The organism is Aurantibacter sp. UH7 (assembly GCF_056839165.1).
In genome coordinates this window covers 3,576,228-3,592,058 of record NZ_CM166388.1, presented here as the reverse complement: position 1 = coordinate 3,592,058, position 15,831 = coordinate 3,576,228, and the positions used below count along the sequence as shown (strand labels likewise).

Sequence of the window (15,831 nt, the reverse complement as noted above, 5' to 3'; positions counted from 1 at the left end):
ACATTTACATCTTTGGCAGTATTTGTACTATCATGGCGAAAAACAAAAATCAAGAAATTGTAAAAAGTGTATTCACCTCCTTTCTAGGAGAAAACGGACATAGAAAAACTCCCGAACGATACGCTATACTTCAAGAAATTTACGAAAGCGACGATCATTTTGATATTGAGTCTTTGTATATTAAAATGAAGAATAAAAATTATAGGGTTAGTCGCGCTACCCTTTATAATACCATAGAACTTTTACTTGATTGCAAATTAGTACGCAAACATCAGTTTGGCAAGAATCAAGCGCAATATGAAAAATCATATTTTGACAGACAACATGACCATGTTATCCTAACGGATACTGGTGAAGTAATGGAGTTTTGCGATCCAAGAATACAATCCATAAAAAAAACAATAGAAGAAGTTTTCGATATAAAAATCAATAACCACTCGCTCTATTTTTACGGCACAAAAAATAAAGAAAAATCCACTAACCAATAATTGCATTTAATACATGGCGGTAGATCTACTGTTAGGCCTCCAATGGGGCGACGAAGGAAAAGGAAAAATTGTTGACGTACTTACTAAGAATTATGATATCATTGCCCGTTTTCAAGGCGGTCCTAATGCTGGACATACCCTAGAATTCGACGGAATTAAGCATGTTTTACATACTATTCCATCTGGTATTTTTCACGATAACGCGATAAACATTGTAGGTAACGGAGTCGTTATTGATCCTGTAATATTTAAGAAAGAACTAGACAACTTAAAAAAGTTTAATCTAGATATTAAATCGAAACTTTTCATATCAAGAAAAGCACATTTAATTTTGCCAACACATCGTTTGCTTGATGCTGCTTCTGAAGCTTCTAAAGGCAAAGCTAAGATTGGTTCTACCTTAAAAGGTATTGGTCCAACTTATATGGATAAAACAGGCAGAAATGGTATGCGTGTTGGCGATCTTGAACTTGATAACTGGAAAGACAAGTACAGAGCTTTAGCTGATAAGCACGAAAGTATGATTGACTATTATAATGTTGATCTAGAATATGACCTAAAAGATTTAGAAGTTGAATTTTACGAAGGTGTAGAAGAGCTTAAAAAACTAACTTTTATTGATAGTGAAGAATACCTACACCAAGCACAACGTGAAGGAAAAAAAATATTAGCAGAAGGAGCTCAAGGTTCTTTACTTGATATAGATTTTGGAACTTACCCATTTGTTACTTCATCAAATACAACTGCCGCTGGTGCTTGTACTGGCTTAGGAGTTCCTCCTAATAAAATTGGAAAAGTATTTGGAATTTTCAAGGCTTATACTACCCGTGTGGGTAGTGGTCCATTCCCTACCGAACTTTTTGATGAAGACGGTAAAATAATGGCTAAAGTTGGTAATGAATTCGGAGCAACCACTGGTCGTCCAAGAAGATGTGGATGGTTAGATTTAGTTGCACTAAAATATGCCGTTCAAGTTAATGGCGTTACTGACCTTATGATGATGAAAGGTGATGTTCTAAGTGGATTCAAAACATTGAAAATATGTACTTCTTATAATTATCAAGGAAAAGAAATTTCACATTTACCTTATAATATAGAGCCCGAAAATGTAACTCCAATCTTTACAGAAGTTAAAGGCTGGGAAGATGACTTAACTAAAATGAGTTCTGATAATGAATTGCCAGCGACTCTTAATTCTTATATCGATTTCTTAGAAAAAGAATTGGAAGTGCCAATTAAAATAGTTTCTGTCGGACCGGATAGAACTCAAACAATTCATAGATAAAATCTCTACAAATTTTATTAAAAGCCCTTTATTTAAATATAAATAAAGGGCTATTTTATTTTAATGCATTACTGATGTTCCGCATAGTCTAGCTGAGAAACAATAATACTTTTAAAACTGTTCTATTAGATAATTAATTAAATCGGTAGTGGTAACAATACCACTTATTTCTCCATTATCAATTACAGGAATTGCATGAAATTCTCTTTTGGATAATATATGAGCAACTTCTTTAACTGTTGCTGTAGATGGCACACTAATTAAATTCTTAGCCATAACCTGTTCAATTGTAAACATATTGTAAACAATCGTCTCTACAGACTCGTCTTCTTCATCTGCTGCATCAGCGAAACTTATGCGTAGTAAATCTGTAAGACTCAACATTCCAATGACTTCTTTTCCCGAGACTACAGGAATATGCCTAATCTTATTCTTTTTAAATAAGCGTTCTGCAGTATCCAAATCATCAGTTGTATTTAACGTTATGACATTCTTAGTCATAATCTCAGAAATTGGTGTACGTTTTTTCATGTCGATATAATTTTAAATTATACTTAAAACTACAAACAAAAATGCACCTAAATCATGATAATAATCATACAAAATTGTAATACTCAAAAAAAAAGCGGGGCTATAAAGCCCCGCTAAAAAATGTTGTATTACTTTATTTACCTCGCGACATTCACAGCACGCGTTTCGCGAATAACCGTTACTTTCACTTGTCCTGGATACGTCATATCCGTTTGTATTTTTTGTGAAATTTCAAAAGATAATTGTGAAGCTTTTTCATCAGTTACTTTTTCACTTTCAACTATAACCCTAAGTTCTCTACCTGCTTGTATAGCATAAGCTTTTTGAACGCCAGGAAAGCCAAAGGCCACTTCTTCTAAATCTTTTAAACGTTGTATATACGAATCTAGAACTTGTCTTCTTGCACCTGGCCTTGCTCCACTAATCGCATCACAAACTTGTACTATAGGAGAAATTAAGTTTGTCATTTCAATCTCGTCGTGGTGCGCACCTATGGCATTACATACATCTGCTTTTTCACCATACTTCTCCGCCCATTGCATTCCGAGTATTGCATGTGGCGTTTCAATTTCCGCTTCAGTATTAGGAACCTTACCAATATCATGTAAGAGTCCCGCACGCTTAGCTATTTTTGGATTCAACCCTAGTTCCGCAGCCATAATTCCACACAACTTAGAAACTTCTCTTGAGTGTTGTAATAGGTTCTGTCCGTAAGACGAACGATACTTCATTCTACCTACTGCACGTACCAATTCGGGATGTAAACCGTGAATTCCCAAATCAATAATTGCACGCTTACCAACCTCAACTATTTCTTGTTCAATTTGCTTTTCTGTCTTTTTTACAATCTCTTCAATTCTTGCAGGATGTATTCTACCATCTGTAACTAACTTATGCAAAGACAAACGAGCTACCTCTCTTCGAACAGAGTCGAAACAAGAAAGAATAATTGCCTCCGGCGTATCATCCACAATAATTTCTACTCCCGTAGCAGATTCTAAGGCTCTAATGTTACGCCCTTCTCTACCAATAATTCTACCCTTAACGTCGTCTGATTCAATATTAAAAACAGAAACACAATTTTCTACTGCCTCTTCTGTTCCAACTCTTTGTATGGTATTAATAACAATTTTTCTAGCTTCTTGCTGTGCCGTAAGCTTTGCTTCTTCGACTGTAGTTTGAATGAACGCCATTGCCTCTGTTTTCGCCGTTTCTTTCAACGACTCCATTAACTGCCCTTTTGCGTCATCGGCCGATAAACCAGATATAACTTCTAATTGTTGTACTTTACTTGAGTGCAATTTTTCTAGCTCAGTCTGCTTCTTACCTAAAAAATCATTTTTATGCTCAACTTCCTTAAGTTTATGGCCCAGTTGATCATTCAATTTTTTACTTTTCGCTAGCTCACTGCTAATTTGAGATTCTTTATCTCGCGTGCGTTTTTCAGCTTCATTTATCTTCTTATCCTTATTATTTATAACTTTTTCATGTTCAGCCTTTAGTTCAAGAAATTTTTCTTTTGCCTGAAAAATCTTGTCCTTTTTAATACTCTCCGCTTCTAATTTTGCGTCTTTTAAAATGCTATTTGCATCATTCTTTGCATTAGCAATAGTCTTGGAGGCTTTGCCTTTTTCCATAACCTTTGCTATTATAAAACCTACTGCTAGGCCTACAACGGCCGCAACCGCTATTGTGATATTATCCATATGATTAGATTTAAGTACTGCTTTAGAATTGTCTAAAGTTTTGATTCTGATACACGACCTCTTAGTCGTATTAGCAAAACCATAAGTTTTGCGTAAAAAAAAGCCCACATTGGAGAAGTTTTGTACAAACTCCAGTAAACAGGTTTAGGGCTACCAAGCTGATCAAGAATCCTTATACAAGTAAGGCCTGCTTTTACAACTTAAACTCACCCTTTTTAAACAAAATTAATGTTGAGTTTGTCAAAAGATATTACCAATGTGGGCAGTAACTAATGTATTTTAAAGAACGTATTTATTTTAAACCAAGCTTTGAACTTACCAAATCATCAAGTGCGGATAAGCGATCTATCGCTTCTTGTGTACCCGATGAACTATCAATACCACGCTGTTCTATTTTAGAGGCAAATTGAAGTGCGCACATGGCTAACACATCTTGCTTATCTCGAACGGCATAATTTTGTTCAAACTTTTTTGCCAACTGTTCAATATTTTTAGCGGCTTTGCGTAAACCTTCTTCTTGACTTGGGTCAATCGTTAGAGGGTATACTCTATCTGCAATCGAAAGCTTTATTTTTAGCTTTTCCGCCATTATTATATTAACTATTTATTATTCAGCCAGTTGGGCAATGCAATGATCCAATTCTCGAATCAGTGTATTTATTTTAAGCTTAGCTTCTGTTTTATTTGTATTACTGCCTAGCATTGAGTTTGCTAACACCAGCGATTTGTACTTCTCTTCCCATTCAGAGACAGAGTTTTGCACACTTTGGTGATTATTTTTAATGGAGTTTAGCTCATGTTCCAACTTACTATTAGCCTGATTTAAAAGCTCTAGCTTATGTAACAATTTACTAATCTTGTTCTCCAGTGAGTCAACAATTTTGACCAATTCGCTCATTTACTAAACTCAATGCGTTATACACAAAGTTAACATACATCTTACGATTTAGCAATGCTTTTTACAAATTTTCTTAAAGTAATACTTTAACTAGGCAACAGGTTTAGGTATTTTTCGTTAAAAACATGGGCGAAAAATTATTTTGAGCGACTTTTTTTGAAGTCGATGTGTTTAATTACCTTCGCTTTACCTTGATCTTAATTATGAGAAAAGCCACATTTGGTTTACTATTTTTATTGTGTACTGTTGTTTTTGCACAAGATAAATATCCCAAGGATGCCTTTAGGTCTCCTATGGATATACCGTTAATTCTGGCCGGTTCGTTTGGCGAACTAAGGTCAAATCATTTTCATTCTGGTATCGATATTAAAACCCAACAAAGGCAAGGCTTGCCAATATATGCAATTGGTGATGGTACCGTAACACGAATTAAAATTGCACATTGGGGTTATGGCAAAGTAATTTACATTGCTCACCCTAATGGTTATACTTCAGTTTATGGCCATTTGCAAAAATTTTCACCTGAAATAGAAGAATATATTAAAAAAGCACAGTATAAAAAAAGATCCTACGAGGTTGAAGTTTTTCCAGATTTTGGCGAAGTGAAAATTGAGAAAGGCCAAGTTATCGCCTACGGCGGAAATACTGGTAGCTCTTCCGGACCTCACTTACATTTCGAAATTAGGAGTAGTGTTAGTGAAAAACCTACAAATCCGCTTTTTTATGGTCTAGAAGTACTTGATGCCACAAACCCTAGTTTAGTGAAACTTTTTGGTTACCCCCTATCAGAAGATTCACAAATAAACCAAGGCAATACTAGAACAGCGATAAACTTTAAAAGACAAAAAGATGGCACTTTTAAAGCGGATGACGTTACGGCAATAGGTACAATTGGATTTGGAATGGTAGCTTTTGACAGACAAGATTTAGCTGCTAACAAAAATGGATTGTACGCTGCTACACAAATTGTAAATGGAAAAATCTATTCTGAATACGACTTTGAAACTTTCTCTTTTACAGAATCTAGATACATCAATACCTTAATTGATTACGACTATTACGGAAAGTATCGCCAAAAAATTCAAAAGCTTTTTAAGACACCTAGTAATAAGCTAAGTATTTATAATCAATTACATAACAATGGTAAAATTGTTATTAAGGAAGGGTTAGATTACAATGTTGAAGTTTTACTCAAAGATTTTGAAGGAAACAAAGTAAAGGCAATTATACCTGTACATGGTAAAAAAGAAGTTTTGAAAAATATCAAAAAAGCTGAAAAGACAGAAAACTACATCGTAGCTAAAAAGCCAAACAATTTCGATTTAGGTGCAGCAAACGTATATTTTCCAACCAATACTTTTTACGATAATTTTTATATCGACTTAAAAAAAGGAAAAGATACAGTTACAATACATAACAGTCGTGTGGCAGCACATAGAAATTTTACTATAACTTTTGACGTTACAAAATATTCTGATCAAGAACGCAAACAACTTTTTATTGCCCGTTTAGGTAAGAATAACAAACCCAGTTATGCATCAACTTATAAAAGAGGAGAAACATTTACTACGCGTACTAGAAATTTAGGCACTTACACTTTGGCTAAAGATACCGAAGCGCCAAAAATTAAGGCTTCAAATTTTAAAGAAAAGCAATGGTTAAACAATTACAGTTATCTTAGATTACGTATTTCAGATGACCTAAGCGGCATAAATACTTATTCTGCAACTTTGAATGGAGAATGGATTTTAATGGAATACGAACCCAAAAAAAGTACTCTTACTTACAATTTTGATGATAAAATTCTTGATAAAAAAGATTGCATTCTAAAAGTTGAAGTAACTGACAATGTAGGAAATACGTCTACCTTTACGAGTACATTCTACAGAAAATAAAACGGTTTGAAGTGTTTAAAAACCATTTTAATTATCCTTCTCTTTTTTCAATCAATACAAATGATTGGACAAACTGCTTCTATAACAGGGGTTGTTCTCAATGAAAAAAATGAACCTATTGCCAAAGTAAATATTAAAACTACCGGTGGTGGCACTTTTACAGATGAAAATGGTTTTTACCTACTAAAATTAATAGCGGACAAAGAAACATCAATTACTTTTTCATTTTTAGGATTAAAAAATATTATGGTTGAAAATCTTATTCTAAATACGAATGAGATTTTTGAATTCAATCCAATCATGAAAGCTGATGCTATTCAGGTAGACGGTGTAACGGTTACCCCTACTGGAGAGAAAAATGTAGAAGGTGTTACGACTGTACCCCCAAATCTAGTCCGTCGAATTCCAGGTGCAAATGCAGGTGTTGAGAATATTTTAAAATTACTACCTGGTGTTTCTTCTAATAATGAGCTTAGTACACAGTACTCTGTTAGAGGAGGTAATTATGATGAAAATTTAGTTTATATAAATGAAATTGAGGTGTATCGCCCATTTTTAATTCGTGCTGCACAACAAGAAGGTTTGAGTTTCGTGAATAGTAACCTAACACAAAATGTAAAATTTTCGCCTGGAGGTTTTCAAGCTAAATATGGAGATAAATTATCTTCTGTTCTAGATATCACATATAAAAATCCAACTAATTTTGAAGTACAATTAGACCTCAGTTTTTTGGGGGCTAGCGCCGCTATAGAAACACTTTCTAAAAATAAAAAATTCGGAAATATTACCGGTATGCGCTACAGAAACAATAGCCTTTTGGTTAACAGCCAACAAACCAAAACAAATTTCAATCCGGTTTTTGTTGATTTACAGAGTTACTCAACCTATCGCTTTTCGAACAAGTTCGATTTAGGATTTTTGGGTAACATTTCTGTTAATGACTATCAAAACGAACCTTTAAATAGAGAAACAACTTTTGGAACTTTAAATCAACCTAGAACACTTTCTGTATTTTATCAAGGCAATGAAAATAATAGATATAGCACTGTATTTGGCGCCTTAAAAGGTACTTATCATTTAAATGACAGACTAGATCTTAAATTAATTTCGTCTTTATACCATACTACAGAAGAAGAATACTCAGATATAATTGCTACGTATGAACTGAGTGGTGTAGACACTAGTTTAAACGAAAATTTCTTAGGAGACCCTGTAGCATCTAGAGGACTAGGATCACAATTTAATCGAACTAGAAATGACCTCGATGCGCTTATTTTCAATTTACAACACAAAGGTATTTACCGAAATAATGATACAAAACTAGAATGGGGAACTAAATTTACACATGAAGATATTCGAGACCAATTAAGAGAATCTGAATTTATCGATTCTATTGGTTTTAGTATTCGCCCTCCAATAACGGAGTTTGCGAATGACGAACCGTATGAATCTTTTGATGAAGAACTTGTTCCTTACACTAGTTTGTATGCAACCAATTTTGTTAAAACAAATAGGTTTACAGCTTTTGCTCAAATTAGTGAAAGAGACCAATATGGAGAGACAGATATTTACTATAACCTTGGTATAAGAGGACATCTCTGGACGGTAAGTGGCAAAGATATACCTAAAGTTAGACAGAGTGTTGTTAGTCCAAGAGCGCAATTTGCATTAAAACCCAATTGGGAAAAAGACATAATTTTTCGATTATCAGGCGGCCTATATCATCAACCGCCATTCTACCGTGAACTGCGTGATAATACAGGAACTATACAATCTGATGTAGCGGCGCAAAATGCAATTCACGCAGTACTAGGAACAGAATATAGTTTTTTACTGTGGGAACGCCCTTTTAATCTTACCGGTGAACTTTACTATAAAGACTTGAATAATGTAAATTCTTACACATTAGACGATGTACGTATTCGGTATAGCGCAAACAATAACACTATTGGCTATGTATACGGTGCAGAACTTAGAATGAATGGTGCATTTGTACCTGGCACAGAATCTTGGGTAAGTATTGGATATTTACAGACAGAAGAAAATATTGATTCAAAAGGTTTTATTGCTAGACCTACAGACCAACGTCTAAAAGTTGCACTTTTGTTTCAAGACTATATTCCTAACATTCCGAATTTAAAAATGTACTTAAACTTAGTTTACAATACCGGCGTACCTGGCGGGTCTCCAAGTTATGCTGATCCTTATATTTTTCAGAATAGATTAAATGATTACAAACGCGCTGATTTAGGAATTTCATATATTTTTGTAGACGCTGATAAAAATTATCCAAAAAAGCATTGGTTGAATAAAATTAAAGACCTTAGCATGGGAATTGAAATATTCAATATGTTTAACAATCAAAATTCAATTACCAATACTTGGGTGCGCGATGTAGATAGTAAAAATGAATATGCTATTCCGAATTATATGACCAGTAGAGTATTAAATTTAAGATTGAAAATGCGCTTTTAAAATGTATAACAAAATAAGTCTCATGAAAAAATTAATTTTTCCATTATTGCTAATGGTAACTTTTGCAATTAAGGCGCAAAAGAATATTTATGAGAATAATAAATTTGATGAATTAGCTGAAGAGCAGCAAACCTTAGCCATTTTACCTTTCCTTACCAATCTCGACTTAGACGAAAAACTCTCTAAACAAGAGTTGAATGCATTAGAAGAAAGAGAAGGTTATGCCGTACAAAACGCTTTAGAAACATATTTTTCTAAAAGAAGAGAAAAGAAAAAATTTGTAGTTGACTTTCAAAATGCTAAAGATACTAAAGCCATATTAGCACAGAATAAAGTTGACTATGAAAATATGGACATTTATACGACAAAACAACTATCAGAAATGTTAGGTGTTGATGGCGTAATAAGTGGGAATATCGACCTTACTATTTTATTATCTGAAGGAATACCGACAGATTTTAGTATTCTAGATTATTTTTCAGGAGCGTCTGACTACGGAAGGATTGGCATAAAAATAAGTGATGGCAAAACCGGAAAACTACTTTGGAAATACGAAAAGAAAATAAATAAGAAAACTGGTAAAAATACGATGGATCTTATTGATCAGATGATGAAACAGGCCGCAAGAAAATTTCCCTACGATAGAGAACGCAAAAAAGACAGAAAAAAACGCGAAGAAGCTAATAGATAATTTGTAACAGTTATTGTGCTACAAATTCCTTTAAAACAGAAACTGTATAATCTAATTCTTCTTTAGTATTATAAATTGAAAATGAAAAGCGAATGGATGGCTTTTGTAATTCTTTATCAGTTAGCACTTCATTTAAAACATGTGAACCCAAGTTACTTCCAGATTGACAAGCGCTCCCTTTTGAGCAGGCAATTCCTTTTACGTCTAGATTAAACAAAAGCATTAATGCTTTTTCTGGAGTGACCGGCAAATTAACGTTTACAAGTGTATAAGTACTATTTGCACTATCCGCAGAATGTCCATTGAATTTCACTCCTGGTATTTCTTCCTTTAATCGTTTGATAAAATGGTTTTTCAAGGCTAAAACCTTCGAACTTTCAAAGGCTAGATTATCATAAGATTGCACAAATGCTTCTTCTAGTCCTATTATATTATGATACGATTCTGTACCTGCTCTAAAGCCACGTTCTTGTGAACCGCCGGAAATCATGGGCTTTAGACCACTATTTCTTCGTAAATACGCAAATCCTATTCCTTTAGGACCATGAAATTTATGTGCAGCAGCAGTCATGAAATCTATAGGCGTATTTTGAACATCCCAAGTATAATGACCAATAGATTGTACTGTATCAGAATGTATTAACGCACTATTTTCTTTACATAATGCACATACTGCATCAATATCAATTTTATTTCCTATTTCATTATTTACGTGCATTAAACTCACCAACTTTTTTGAGTCATCTTGCAGCAATAAGGATTTTAAATGTTCTAAATCTGGATTACCGTATTCATCTAAATCAACATAATGCACCGTGATTTTGCCCTCTTTCTCTAAATCTTCAACGGTATGTAAAACTGCATGATGCTCAATTTTAGTAGTTATTATAGTTTTCACTTCTAAATCTCGTACTGCACAACGTAAAATCATATTATCAGCCTCCGTTCCTCCAGATGTGAAAATTATTTCAGAAGGATGCGCATTTAAATACTTTGCAATCGTCTTTCTAGCGGTTTCTATGGCCGTTTTTGCCGTTCGACCAAAACTGTGTGTTGATGAAGGGTTTCCATAGCATTCAGCAAGTGCTTTTTGCATCTTTTCAATTACCTCTGGTCTTACACAGGTAGTTGCGGCGTTATCTAAATAAACTTTGTCCATTTGTCTACTGTACTATATTAATCATGCAAAAATAATTTAATTAACGTTAATTTCTCCCCAAAACGCGTTAAAACAAAGCTAGAAGTTCATTAAATTTGGAGCATGCAAAAAACCCTTTTTCTTGGTCTACTTTTTTTAATTCTATCTTGTGATGATGGTGATATAGAGATTGAAACCATTGACTTTGACAGTTATGACATTGAGACTTGTGAGACGGGATCTATTGACACCAATTTATTCTTCAAAATTAATGATGATGAGTCTTTAATTTTAGAGTTGGAAGATGGAAAACTATTAAATGAAGCATCTGTTGAGGAAATAGAAAGTACAATAGGTTCAGGCTCAACCCTAACCTATCGCTTGTTTTCCGGAACAGTAAGCAAAACATATTTCTGTAATGACGTTCCCGTTACAGATCCTCAAGCGATTAGTGAAATTGTAGCAATAAATGGCAAGGTGTTAATTAATACTATAGAAATCGACTCAATTACGTTTGAGCATACATTGCAACTAACAGATGTTACTTTTGAAACTGAGTCTGATAGCCGAATAACTGACCTAACTATTAACGATTTCGGAACATTTACGACTATAAAATCAGAATAATCCGCTAAGAATTCTGATATAAGTATACTTCCGTTGCTCCTGTACCATATTTCTTATATTCTGCATCGTAGTATTTTAAATTCTCATATCTGCGAAACATAGTATACAACTCTTCTTTTAGAACCCCCTCACCTACACCATGTATAAATACTATTTTTTGAATGCGGTTACGAATTGCAAAATCTAATTGCCGCTTGGCCGTTTCTAATTGAATATTCAACATATCAAAATTAGACATGCCTTTAGGTGATTTAACCAATTGATTAATGTGAAGGTCTACTTCCATTTTTGGAGCATTTCGTTCCTTCTTACTCATTACTTGTGCTTTTCTCTTTTTAGGCAATTCTTTTTCGGCTTTAGCCCTAGAAATATCTGAACTACTAATTCGCATAGCGTCATTTTTTACAACTTTTACCAATTCTTTAGCAGAAAAAGTCATTTCAAAACCCTCATTAGATTCAATTTCTATATCACTTCCATTAATAGCAATAACCACCCCAGAAATAGTATCATCTAACACTTCAACCTTATCACCCAATTGAAAAACAGTCATGTTTGTAGTATATTTTATCAAAAATAATGCTAATTTTCAGCTTGCAATTAATGTTAAGATGAAAATACCGTTAGTACCGCTTTTAGTTTCTATTGAAGATTTTATGCTCCCTTGCATGAATAAGGAACTTTTTGGAATCGATTGCCCAGGTTGTGGTATGCAACGTTCTGCTGTTCATCTTGTTAAAGGCGAATTTGGCGCTGCCTTTGATATGTACCCGGCTATTTATGGCTTGGTTGCTCTTGTTTTCTTTGTAATAGCCAGTCAATTTATAAAATTTCGCTTCGAGACACAGATAAAAATATTCCTTGGCGTTGTAACCGGAGCTACTATTCTAATAAATTATATATTAAAAATGAATAACCTAATCCACTAAAAACTATGGAACAACAAAAACTACCTAATGCTACACTTATTCTTGTATTCGGAATTCTTTCGATTGTCACTTGCTGCTGTTATGGCGTACTTGGCCTTATCTTCGGAATTATCGCCGTTGTAATGGCTAACAAAGCAACAGCTTTATACAATCAAAACCCTGAAATGTATACTGATTTTGGAAATGTAAAAACTGGTAAAGTTTTAGCATACATCGGAATTGCACTTAGTGCGATTTATTTACTCATGTCTGTATGGGCTGTATCTACTTTTGGTATAGATGCATTACAGGATCAAGAATTAATGCAAGAAAAAATTGAAGAAATGTTGGGTGAATAATTAGATCCTTAACTATAAATCAATACATAATGTTAAGATAATAGCCAGCCCTTTAAAATAAAAGGCTGGCTTTATTTTATTTACTTCTCAAACTGCACTAAAGTGTTTGTAATAATTGAAACACAATCTAACAATTGCTCCTTATTCATTACTAACGGTGGGGCAAATCGAATAATATTACCATGTGTTGGTTTTGCTAGCAGTCCATTTTCTTTCAGAGCCATACAAATATCCCAAGCTGTAGAACTTTCCTCAGTATCATTTATTAAAATAGCATTAAGTAAACCTTTACCACGTACCTTTTTAACAATTGTTGAATTTGAAATAAACGCATTCATTTCATTTCTAAATAACTCACCAAGTTCTAGTGCATTCTGAGCTAATTGCTCATCTTCAATCACTTTTAATGCAGCCATTGCTACTGCCGCAGCAATAGGATTTCCACCAAAAGTACTACCATGATTTCCAGGATTAATTACATCCATTATCTCATTATTTGCTAAGACAGCAGAAACCGGATAAACACCACCCGATAATGCCTTACCTAAAATAAGAATATCTGGTTTTACATTTTCATGATCAACCGCAAGCATTTTACCTGTTCTAGCAATACCTGTTTGAACTTCATCGGCGATAAAAAGTACATTATGTTTTTCGCACAACGCCTTTGCATTTGTCAAATAGTTCTCAGATGGTACGTAAACACCGGCCTCACCTTGTATTGGCTCAACCAAAAATCCAGCTATATTAGAATTGTTTTCTAATGCGGTTTCTAATGCTTTAAGATTATTGTATTCAATTTTGATAAACCCATCGGTAAAAGGTCCGAAATTTTCACGAGCAACAGGATCATTGGAAAATGAAATGATAGTAGTGGTACGCCCATGAAAATTATTTTCACAAACTACAATCTGTGCTTTGTTTTCAGCAATACCCTTTTTCTCATATGCCCATTTTCTGCATACTTTTAAAGCGGTCTCAACTGCTTCTGCACCAGTGTTCATTGGCAATAACTTATCAAATCCAAAGATTTTACAAGCATATTCCTCATACTTACCAAGCATATCATTATGAAATGCTCTCGATGTCAAGGTCAATTTTTTAGATTGATTAATTAACGCATCCACAATTTTTGGATGGCAATGCCCTTGATTAATTGCGGAATAAGCTGAAAGAAAATCATAATATTTTCTATCCTCCAAATCCCAAACAAATACTCCTTCACCCCTATTTAAGACTACTGGTAAGGGATGGTAATTGTGTGCTCCGTACTTTTCTTCTAATGCTATCGCATCAGTAGATGACATTTTTTCTAAAATTGACATGATGTAAATTACTTTAATATAAAACTTCAGTAATTCCTTCTATACCTTTTTCCTTTCGAAGATTCGAAAATTCAGCGTAGGAGAGAAATCATCCTTGTAGAGCAACAAATCTAATAAATCTTAGGCAATTGACATTCTTACTTCCATTACATTTCGATTAAGTGGCACTTGCTAAATCAACTTTATTAAAAAAATTGTGACTTATCCATTTATTCTGTGTCATAACTATAGACACTAACCATTTTTATATTTCACTATATGGAATTTCTACAAAATATTACAGACAGCTTATCTAATTCTATTGGAGGTTACCTTCCAAATACCTTAGCTGCACTCGCTATCCTAATTATTGGATGGATAGTTGCGGGATTCCTAAAAAGATTAATAACCAAGCTTATTAAAAGAACTAAAGTTGACGATAAGTTAGGTACAGATAAAATTACCTTATCAAAATTTATTGGAAAGCTTCTTTATTTCCTTATTATGATCTTCGTTTTTATGTTGGTTTTAGAAAAATTAGGCATGACAAACGTTTTAGACCCTGTAAAGAATTTACTAAATAGCTTTTTAACCTTTATACCAAATATTATAGGTGCCGGCTTAGTGGCTTATATAGGGTATATGTTGGCAACTATAGTTTCTGAATTAGTAGGACTTTCAGGCGATACTATTCAAAAATTCGTGCCGAAATTAAAGTTGCCTGAAAATATGAATTTGGTATCTATACTTAAAAAAATAGTTTTCATATTCATCTTTATACCCCTATTAATTGCGGCCCTGAACATATTAAATATGGATGCCATTTCATTGCCGGCAACTAATATGTTAGAACAATTTTTCGCAGCAATACCTAAAATTCTAGTTGCGGTGGTTATTATCATATTCTTCGCAGTTGGTGGAAGATTCGTAACTCAATTATTAAAAGACTTACTAAACACTTTAAAATTAGACCAGTTATTAAAGAATATGAATCTTGGTAGCCTTTCAGAAAAAGTTCACTTATCGAATGTAATCGGAGATATTTGCTTTTTCTTTATTATGGTATTTGGCATTATGACTGCTATAGAAAAACTAGAATTTGTTAGACTTACTGAAATACTAAATACGATAATTAATATTTCTGGCAATATTTTATTCGGATTAATAATCCTAATTATAGGGAATTGGGTTTCTACAATAGCACAAAACAGTATCGCTAAAACAAATGATAATAAATTTATAGCCTCTATTGCAAGAATATGTGTATTAGCAATATTCTTAGCTATGGGACTTAAAACAATGGGTATTGGTGATGAAATAATAAATATGGCCTTCGGTATTACACTAGGCACAGTAGCGGTAACGATTGCTCTTTCTTTCGGACTGGGTGGTAGAGAAGCCGCTGGAAGGCAAATGGGAAGAATTTTAGAAAAATTCAATTCTCAAAAATAAAATATAAGATTAGTTTGGTTAGGTTGTTTGTATGGAAAGGGTTCGTCGGAAGATGGGCCTTTTTCTATTAAATA

The 15,831-nt window shown here is 33.7% G+C and carries 16 protein-coding genes and 1 other RNA gene; 9 read left to right on the top strand and 8 right to left on the bottom strand.

Annotation, left to right across the window (positions count from 1 at the left end):
* Positions 1-32: 32 nt before the first annotated feature.
* Together UH7x_RS15280 and UH7x_RS15275 are read left to right on the top strand one after the other, a co-directional pair.
* On the top strand, positions 33-488 hold the full coding sequence (locus UH7x_RS15280) for a Fur family transcriptional regulator (protein ID WP_482360786.1): 456 nt from the start codon (positions 33-35) through the stop codon (positions 486-488).
* A gap of 13 nt (positions 489-501) precedes the next feature.
* On the top strand, positions 502-1,773 hold the full coding sequence (locus UH7x_RS15275) for an adenylosuccinate synthase (protein ID WP_482360785.1): 1,272 nt from the start codon (positions 502-504) through the stop codon (positions 1,771-1,773).
* 111 nt (positions 1,774-1,884) lie between these two features.
* Here UH7x_RS15275 and UH7x_RS15270 read toward each other — a convergent pair whose 3' ends face one another.
* The 5 genes from UH7x_RS15270 to UH7x_RS15250 all read right to left on the bottom strand — a co-directional run bounded on the left by UH7x_RS15270 (position 1,885) and on the right by UH7x_RS15250 (position 4,908).
* On the bottom strand, positions 1,885-2,304 hold the full coding sequence (locus UH7x_RS15270) for a CBS domain-containing protein (protein WP_482360784.1): 420 nt from the start codon (positions 2,302-2,304) through the stop codon (positions 1,885-1,887).
* Between the two features lie 137 nt (positions 2,305-2,441).
* Positions 2,442-4,010, bottom strand: a complete 1,569-nt coding sequence (rny, locus tag UH7x_RS15265) for a ribonuclease Y (protein ID WP_482360783.1) — start codon at positions 4,008-4,010, stop codon at positions 2,442-2,444.
* 126 nt (positions 4,011-4,136) lie between these two features.
* Positions 4,137-4,247: non-coding RNA, 6S RNA (gene ssrS / locus UH7x_RS15260), on the bottom strand.
* A gap of 55 nt (positions 4,248-4,302) precedes the next feature.
* Positions 4,303-4,599, bottom strand: coding sequence for a cell division protein ZapA (locus UH7x_RS15255; RefSeq protein WP_482360782.1), 297 nt, complete (start codon positions 4,597-4,599; stop codon positions 4,303-4,305).
* Between the two features lie 18 nt (positions 4,600-4,617).
* Positions 4,618-4,908 carry a hypothetical protein gene (locus UH7x_RS15250; RefSeq protein ID WP_482360781.1) on the bottom strand — a complete coding sequence of 97 codons (291 nt, stop codon included), beginning with the start codon at positions 4,906-4,908 and terminating at the stop codon, positions 4,618-4,620.
* A gap of 203 nt (positions 4,909-5,111) precedes the next feature.
* On the opposite strand from UH7x_RS15250, the gene UH7x_RS15245 reads away from it, so the two are divergent.
* The 3 genes from UH7x_RS15245 to UH7x_RS15235 are packed head-to-tail and all read left to right on the top strand — an operon-like array spanning position 5,112 to position 9,969.
* Positions 5,112-6,803, top strand: a complete 1,692-nt coding sequence (locus UH7x_RS15245) for a M23 family metallopeptidase (protein ID WP_482360780.1) — start codon at positions 5,112-5,114, stop codon at positions 6,801-6,803.
* A gap of 60 nt (positions 6,804-6,863) precedes the next feature.
* Entirely contained in the window at positions 6,864-9,278 is a 2,415-nt protein-coding gene (locus UH7x_RS15240) for a carboxypeptidase-like regulatory domain-containing protein (RefSeq protein WP_482360779.1), read from the top strand.
* A 22-nt stretch (positions 9,279-9,300) separates the two neighbouring features.
* On the top strand, positions 9,301-9,969 hold the full coding sequence (locus tag UH7x_RS15235) for a hypothetical protein (RefSeq protein ID WP_482360778.1): 669 nt from the start codon (positions 9,301-9,303) through the stop codon (positions 9,967-9,969).
* 10 nt (positions 9,970-9,979) lie between these two features.
* Here the strand turns inward: UH7x_RS15235 and UH7x_RS15230 are convergent, their stop codons facing one another.
* On the bottom strand, positions 9,980-11,128 hold the full coding sequence (locus tag UH7x_RS15230; protein ID WP_482360777.1) for a cysteine desulfurase family protein: 1,149 nt from the start codon (positions 11,126-11,128) through the stop codon (positions 9,980-9,982).
* A gap of 102 nt (positions 11,129-11,230) precedes the next feature.
* Here UH7x_RS15230 and UH7x_RS15225 point away from each other — a divergent pair, with 102 nt between their 5' ends.
* Positions 11,231-11,734: a hypothetical protein gene (locus tag UH7x_RS15225; RefSeq protein ID WP_482360776.1), complete on the top strand. Its 504-nt coding sequence runs from the start codon at positions 11,231-11,233 to the stop codon at positions 11,732-11,734.
* A 4-nt stretch (positions 11,735-11,738) separates the two neighbouring features.
* Here the strand turns inward: UH7x_RS15225 and UH7x_RS15220 are convergent, their stop codons facing one another.
* Positions 11,739-12,287 carry a Smr/MutS family protein gene (locus tag UH7x_RS15220; protein WP_482360775.1) on the bottom strand — a complete coding sequence of 183 codons (549 nt, stop codon included), beginning with the start codon at positions 12,285-12,287 and terminating at the stop codon, positions 11,739-11,741.
* A 58-nt stretch (positions 12,288-12,345) separates the two neighbouring features.
* Here UH7x_RS15220 and UH7x_RS15215 point away from each other — a divergent pair, with 58 nt between their 5' ends.
* The gene (locus UH7x_RS15215; protein ID WP_482360774.1) at positions 12,346-12,663 is read left to right on the top strand and encodes a DUF2752 domain-containing protein; all 318 of its coding nucleotides are present in this window, start codon (positions 12,346-12,348) and stop codon (positions 12,661-12,663) included.
* A gap of 5 nt (positions 12,664-12,668) precedes the next feature.
* Complete coding sequence (locus UH7x_RS15210; protein ID WP_482360773.1) at positions 12,669-13,001, top strand: CCC motif membrane protein; 333 nt, start codon at positions 12,669-12,671, stop codon at positions 12,999-13,001.
* Between the two features lie 80 nt (positions 13,002-13,081).
* Here UH7x_RS15210 and rocD read toward each other — a convergent pair whose 3' ends face one another.
* Complete coding sequence (gene rocD / locus UH7x_RS15205) at positions 13,082-14,326, bottom strand: ornithine--oxo-acid transaminase (protein WP_482360772.1); 1,245 nt, start codon at positions 14,324-14,326, stop codon at positions 13,082-13,084.
* Between the two features lie 258 nt (positions 14,327-14,584).
* On the opposite strand from rocD, the gene UH7x_RS15200 reads away from it, so the two are divergent.
* Positions 14,585-15,757 carry a mechanosensitive ion channel gene (locus UH7x_RS15200; protein ID WP_482360771.1) on the top strand — a complete coding sequence of 391 codons (1,173 nt, stop codon included), beginning with the start codon at positions 14,585-14,587 and terminating at the stop codon, positions 15,755-15,757.
* Positions 15,758-15,831 lie beyond the last annotated feature (74 nt).

Excerpts from the sequence above, each read along its gene's own strand:
- UH7x_RS15225 (WP_482360776.1), top strand. The coding sequence starts at position 11,231 with ATGCAAAAAACCCTTTTTCTTGGTCTACTTTTTTTAATTCTATCTTGT.
- UH7x_RS15210 (WP_482360773.1), top strand. The coding sequence starts at position 12,669 with ATGGAACAACAAAAACTACCTAATGCTACACTTATTCTTGTATTCGGA.
- UH7x_RS15215 (WP_482360774.1), top strand. The coding sequence starts at position 12,346 with ATGAAAATACCGTTAGTACCGCTTTTAGTTTCTATTGAAGATTTTATG.
- UH7x_RS15230 (WP_482360777.1), bottom strand. The coding sequence starts at position 11,128 with ATGGACAAAGTTTATTTAGATAACGCCGCAACTACCTGTGTAAGACCA.
- UH7x_RS15275 (WP_482360785.1), top strand. The coding sequence starts at position 502 with ATGGCGGTAGATCTACTGTTAGGCCTCCAATGGGGCGACGAAGGAAAA.
- UH7x_RS15250 (WP_482360781.1), bottom strand. The coding sequence starts at position 4,908 with ATGAGCGAATTGGTCAAAATTGTTGACTCACTGGAGAACAAGATTAGT.
- UH7x_RS15240 (WP_482360779.1), top strand. The coding sequence starts at position 6,864 with ATGATTGGACAAACTGCTTCTATAACAGGGGTTGTTCTCAATGAAAAA.
- UH7x_RS15280 (WP_482360786.1), top strand. The coding sequence starts at position 33 with ATGGCGAAAAACAAAAATCAAGAAATTGTAAAAAGTGTATTCACCTCC.
- UH7x_RS15245 (WP_482360780.1), top strand. The coding sequence starts at position 5,112 with ATGAGAAAAGCCACATTTGGTTTACTATTTTTATTGTGTACTGTTGTT.
- rny (WP_482360783.1), bottom strand. The coding sequence starts at position 4,010 with ATGGATAATATCACAATAGCGGTTGCGGCCGTTGTAGGCCTAGCAGTA.
- UH7x_RS15255 (WP_482360782.1), bottom strand. The coding sequence starts at position 4,599 with ATGGCGGAAAAGCTAAAAATAAAGCTTTCGATTGCAGATAGAGTATAC.
- UH7x_RS15270 (WP_482360784.1), bottom strand. The coding sequence starts at position 2,304 with ATGAAAAAACGTACACCAATTTCTGAGATTATGACTAAGAATGTCATA.
- UH7x_RS15220 (WP_482360775.1), bottom strand. The coding sequence starts at position 12,287 with ATGACTGTTTTTCAATTGGGTGATAAGGTTGAAGTGTTAGATGATACT.
- rocD (WP_482360772.1), bottom strand. The coding sequence starts at position 14,326 with ATGTCAATTTTAGAAAAAATGTCATCTACTGATGCGATAGCATTAGAA.
- UH7x_RS15235 (WP_482360778.1), top strand. The coding sequence starts at position 9,301 with ATGAAAAAATTAATTTTTCCATTATTGCTAATGGTAACTTTTGCAATT.
- UH7x_RS15200 (WP_482360771.1), top strand. The coding sequence starts at position 14,585 with ATGGAATTTCTACAAAATATTACAGACAGCTTATCTAATTCTATTGGA.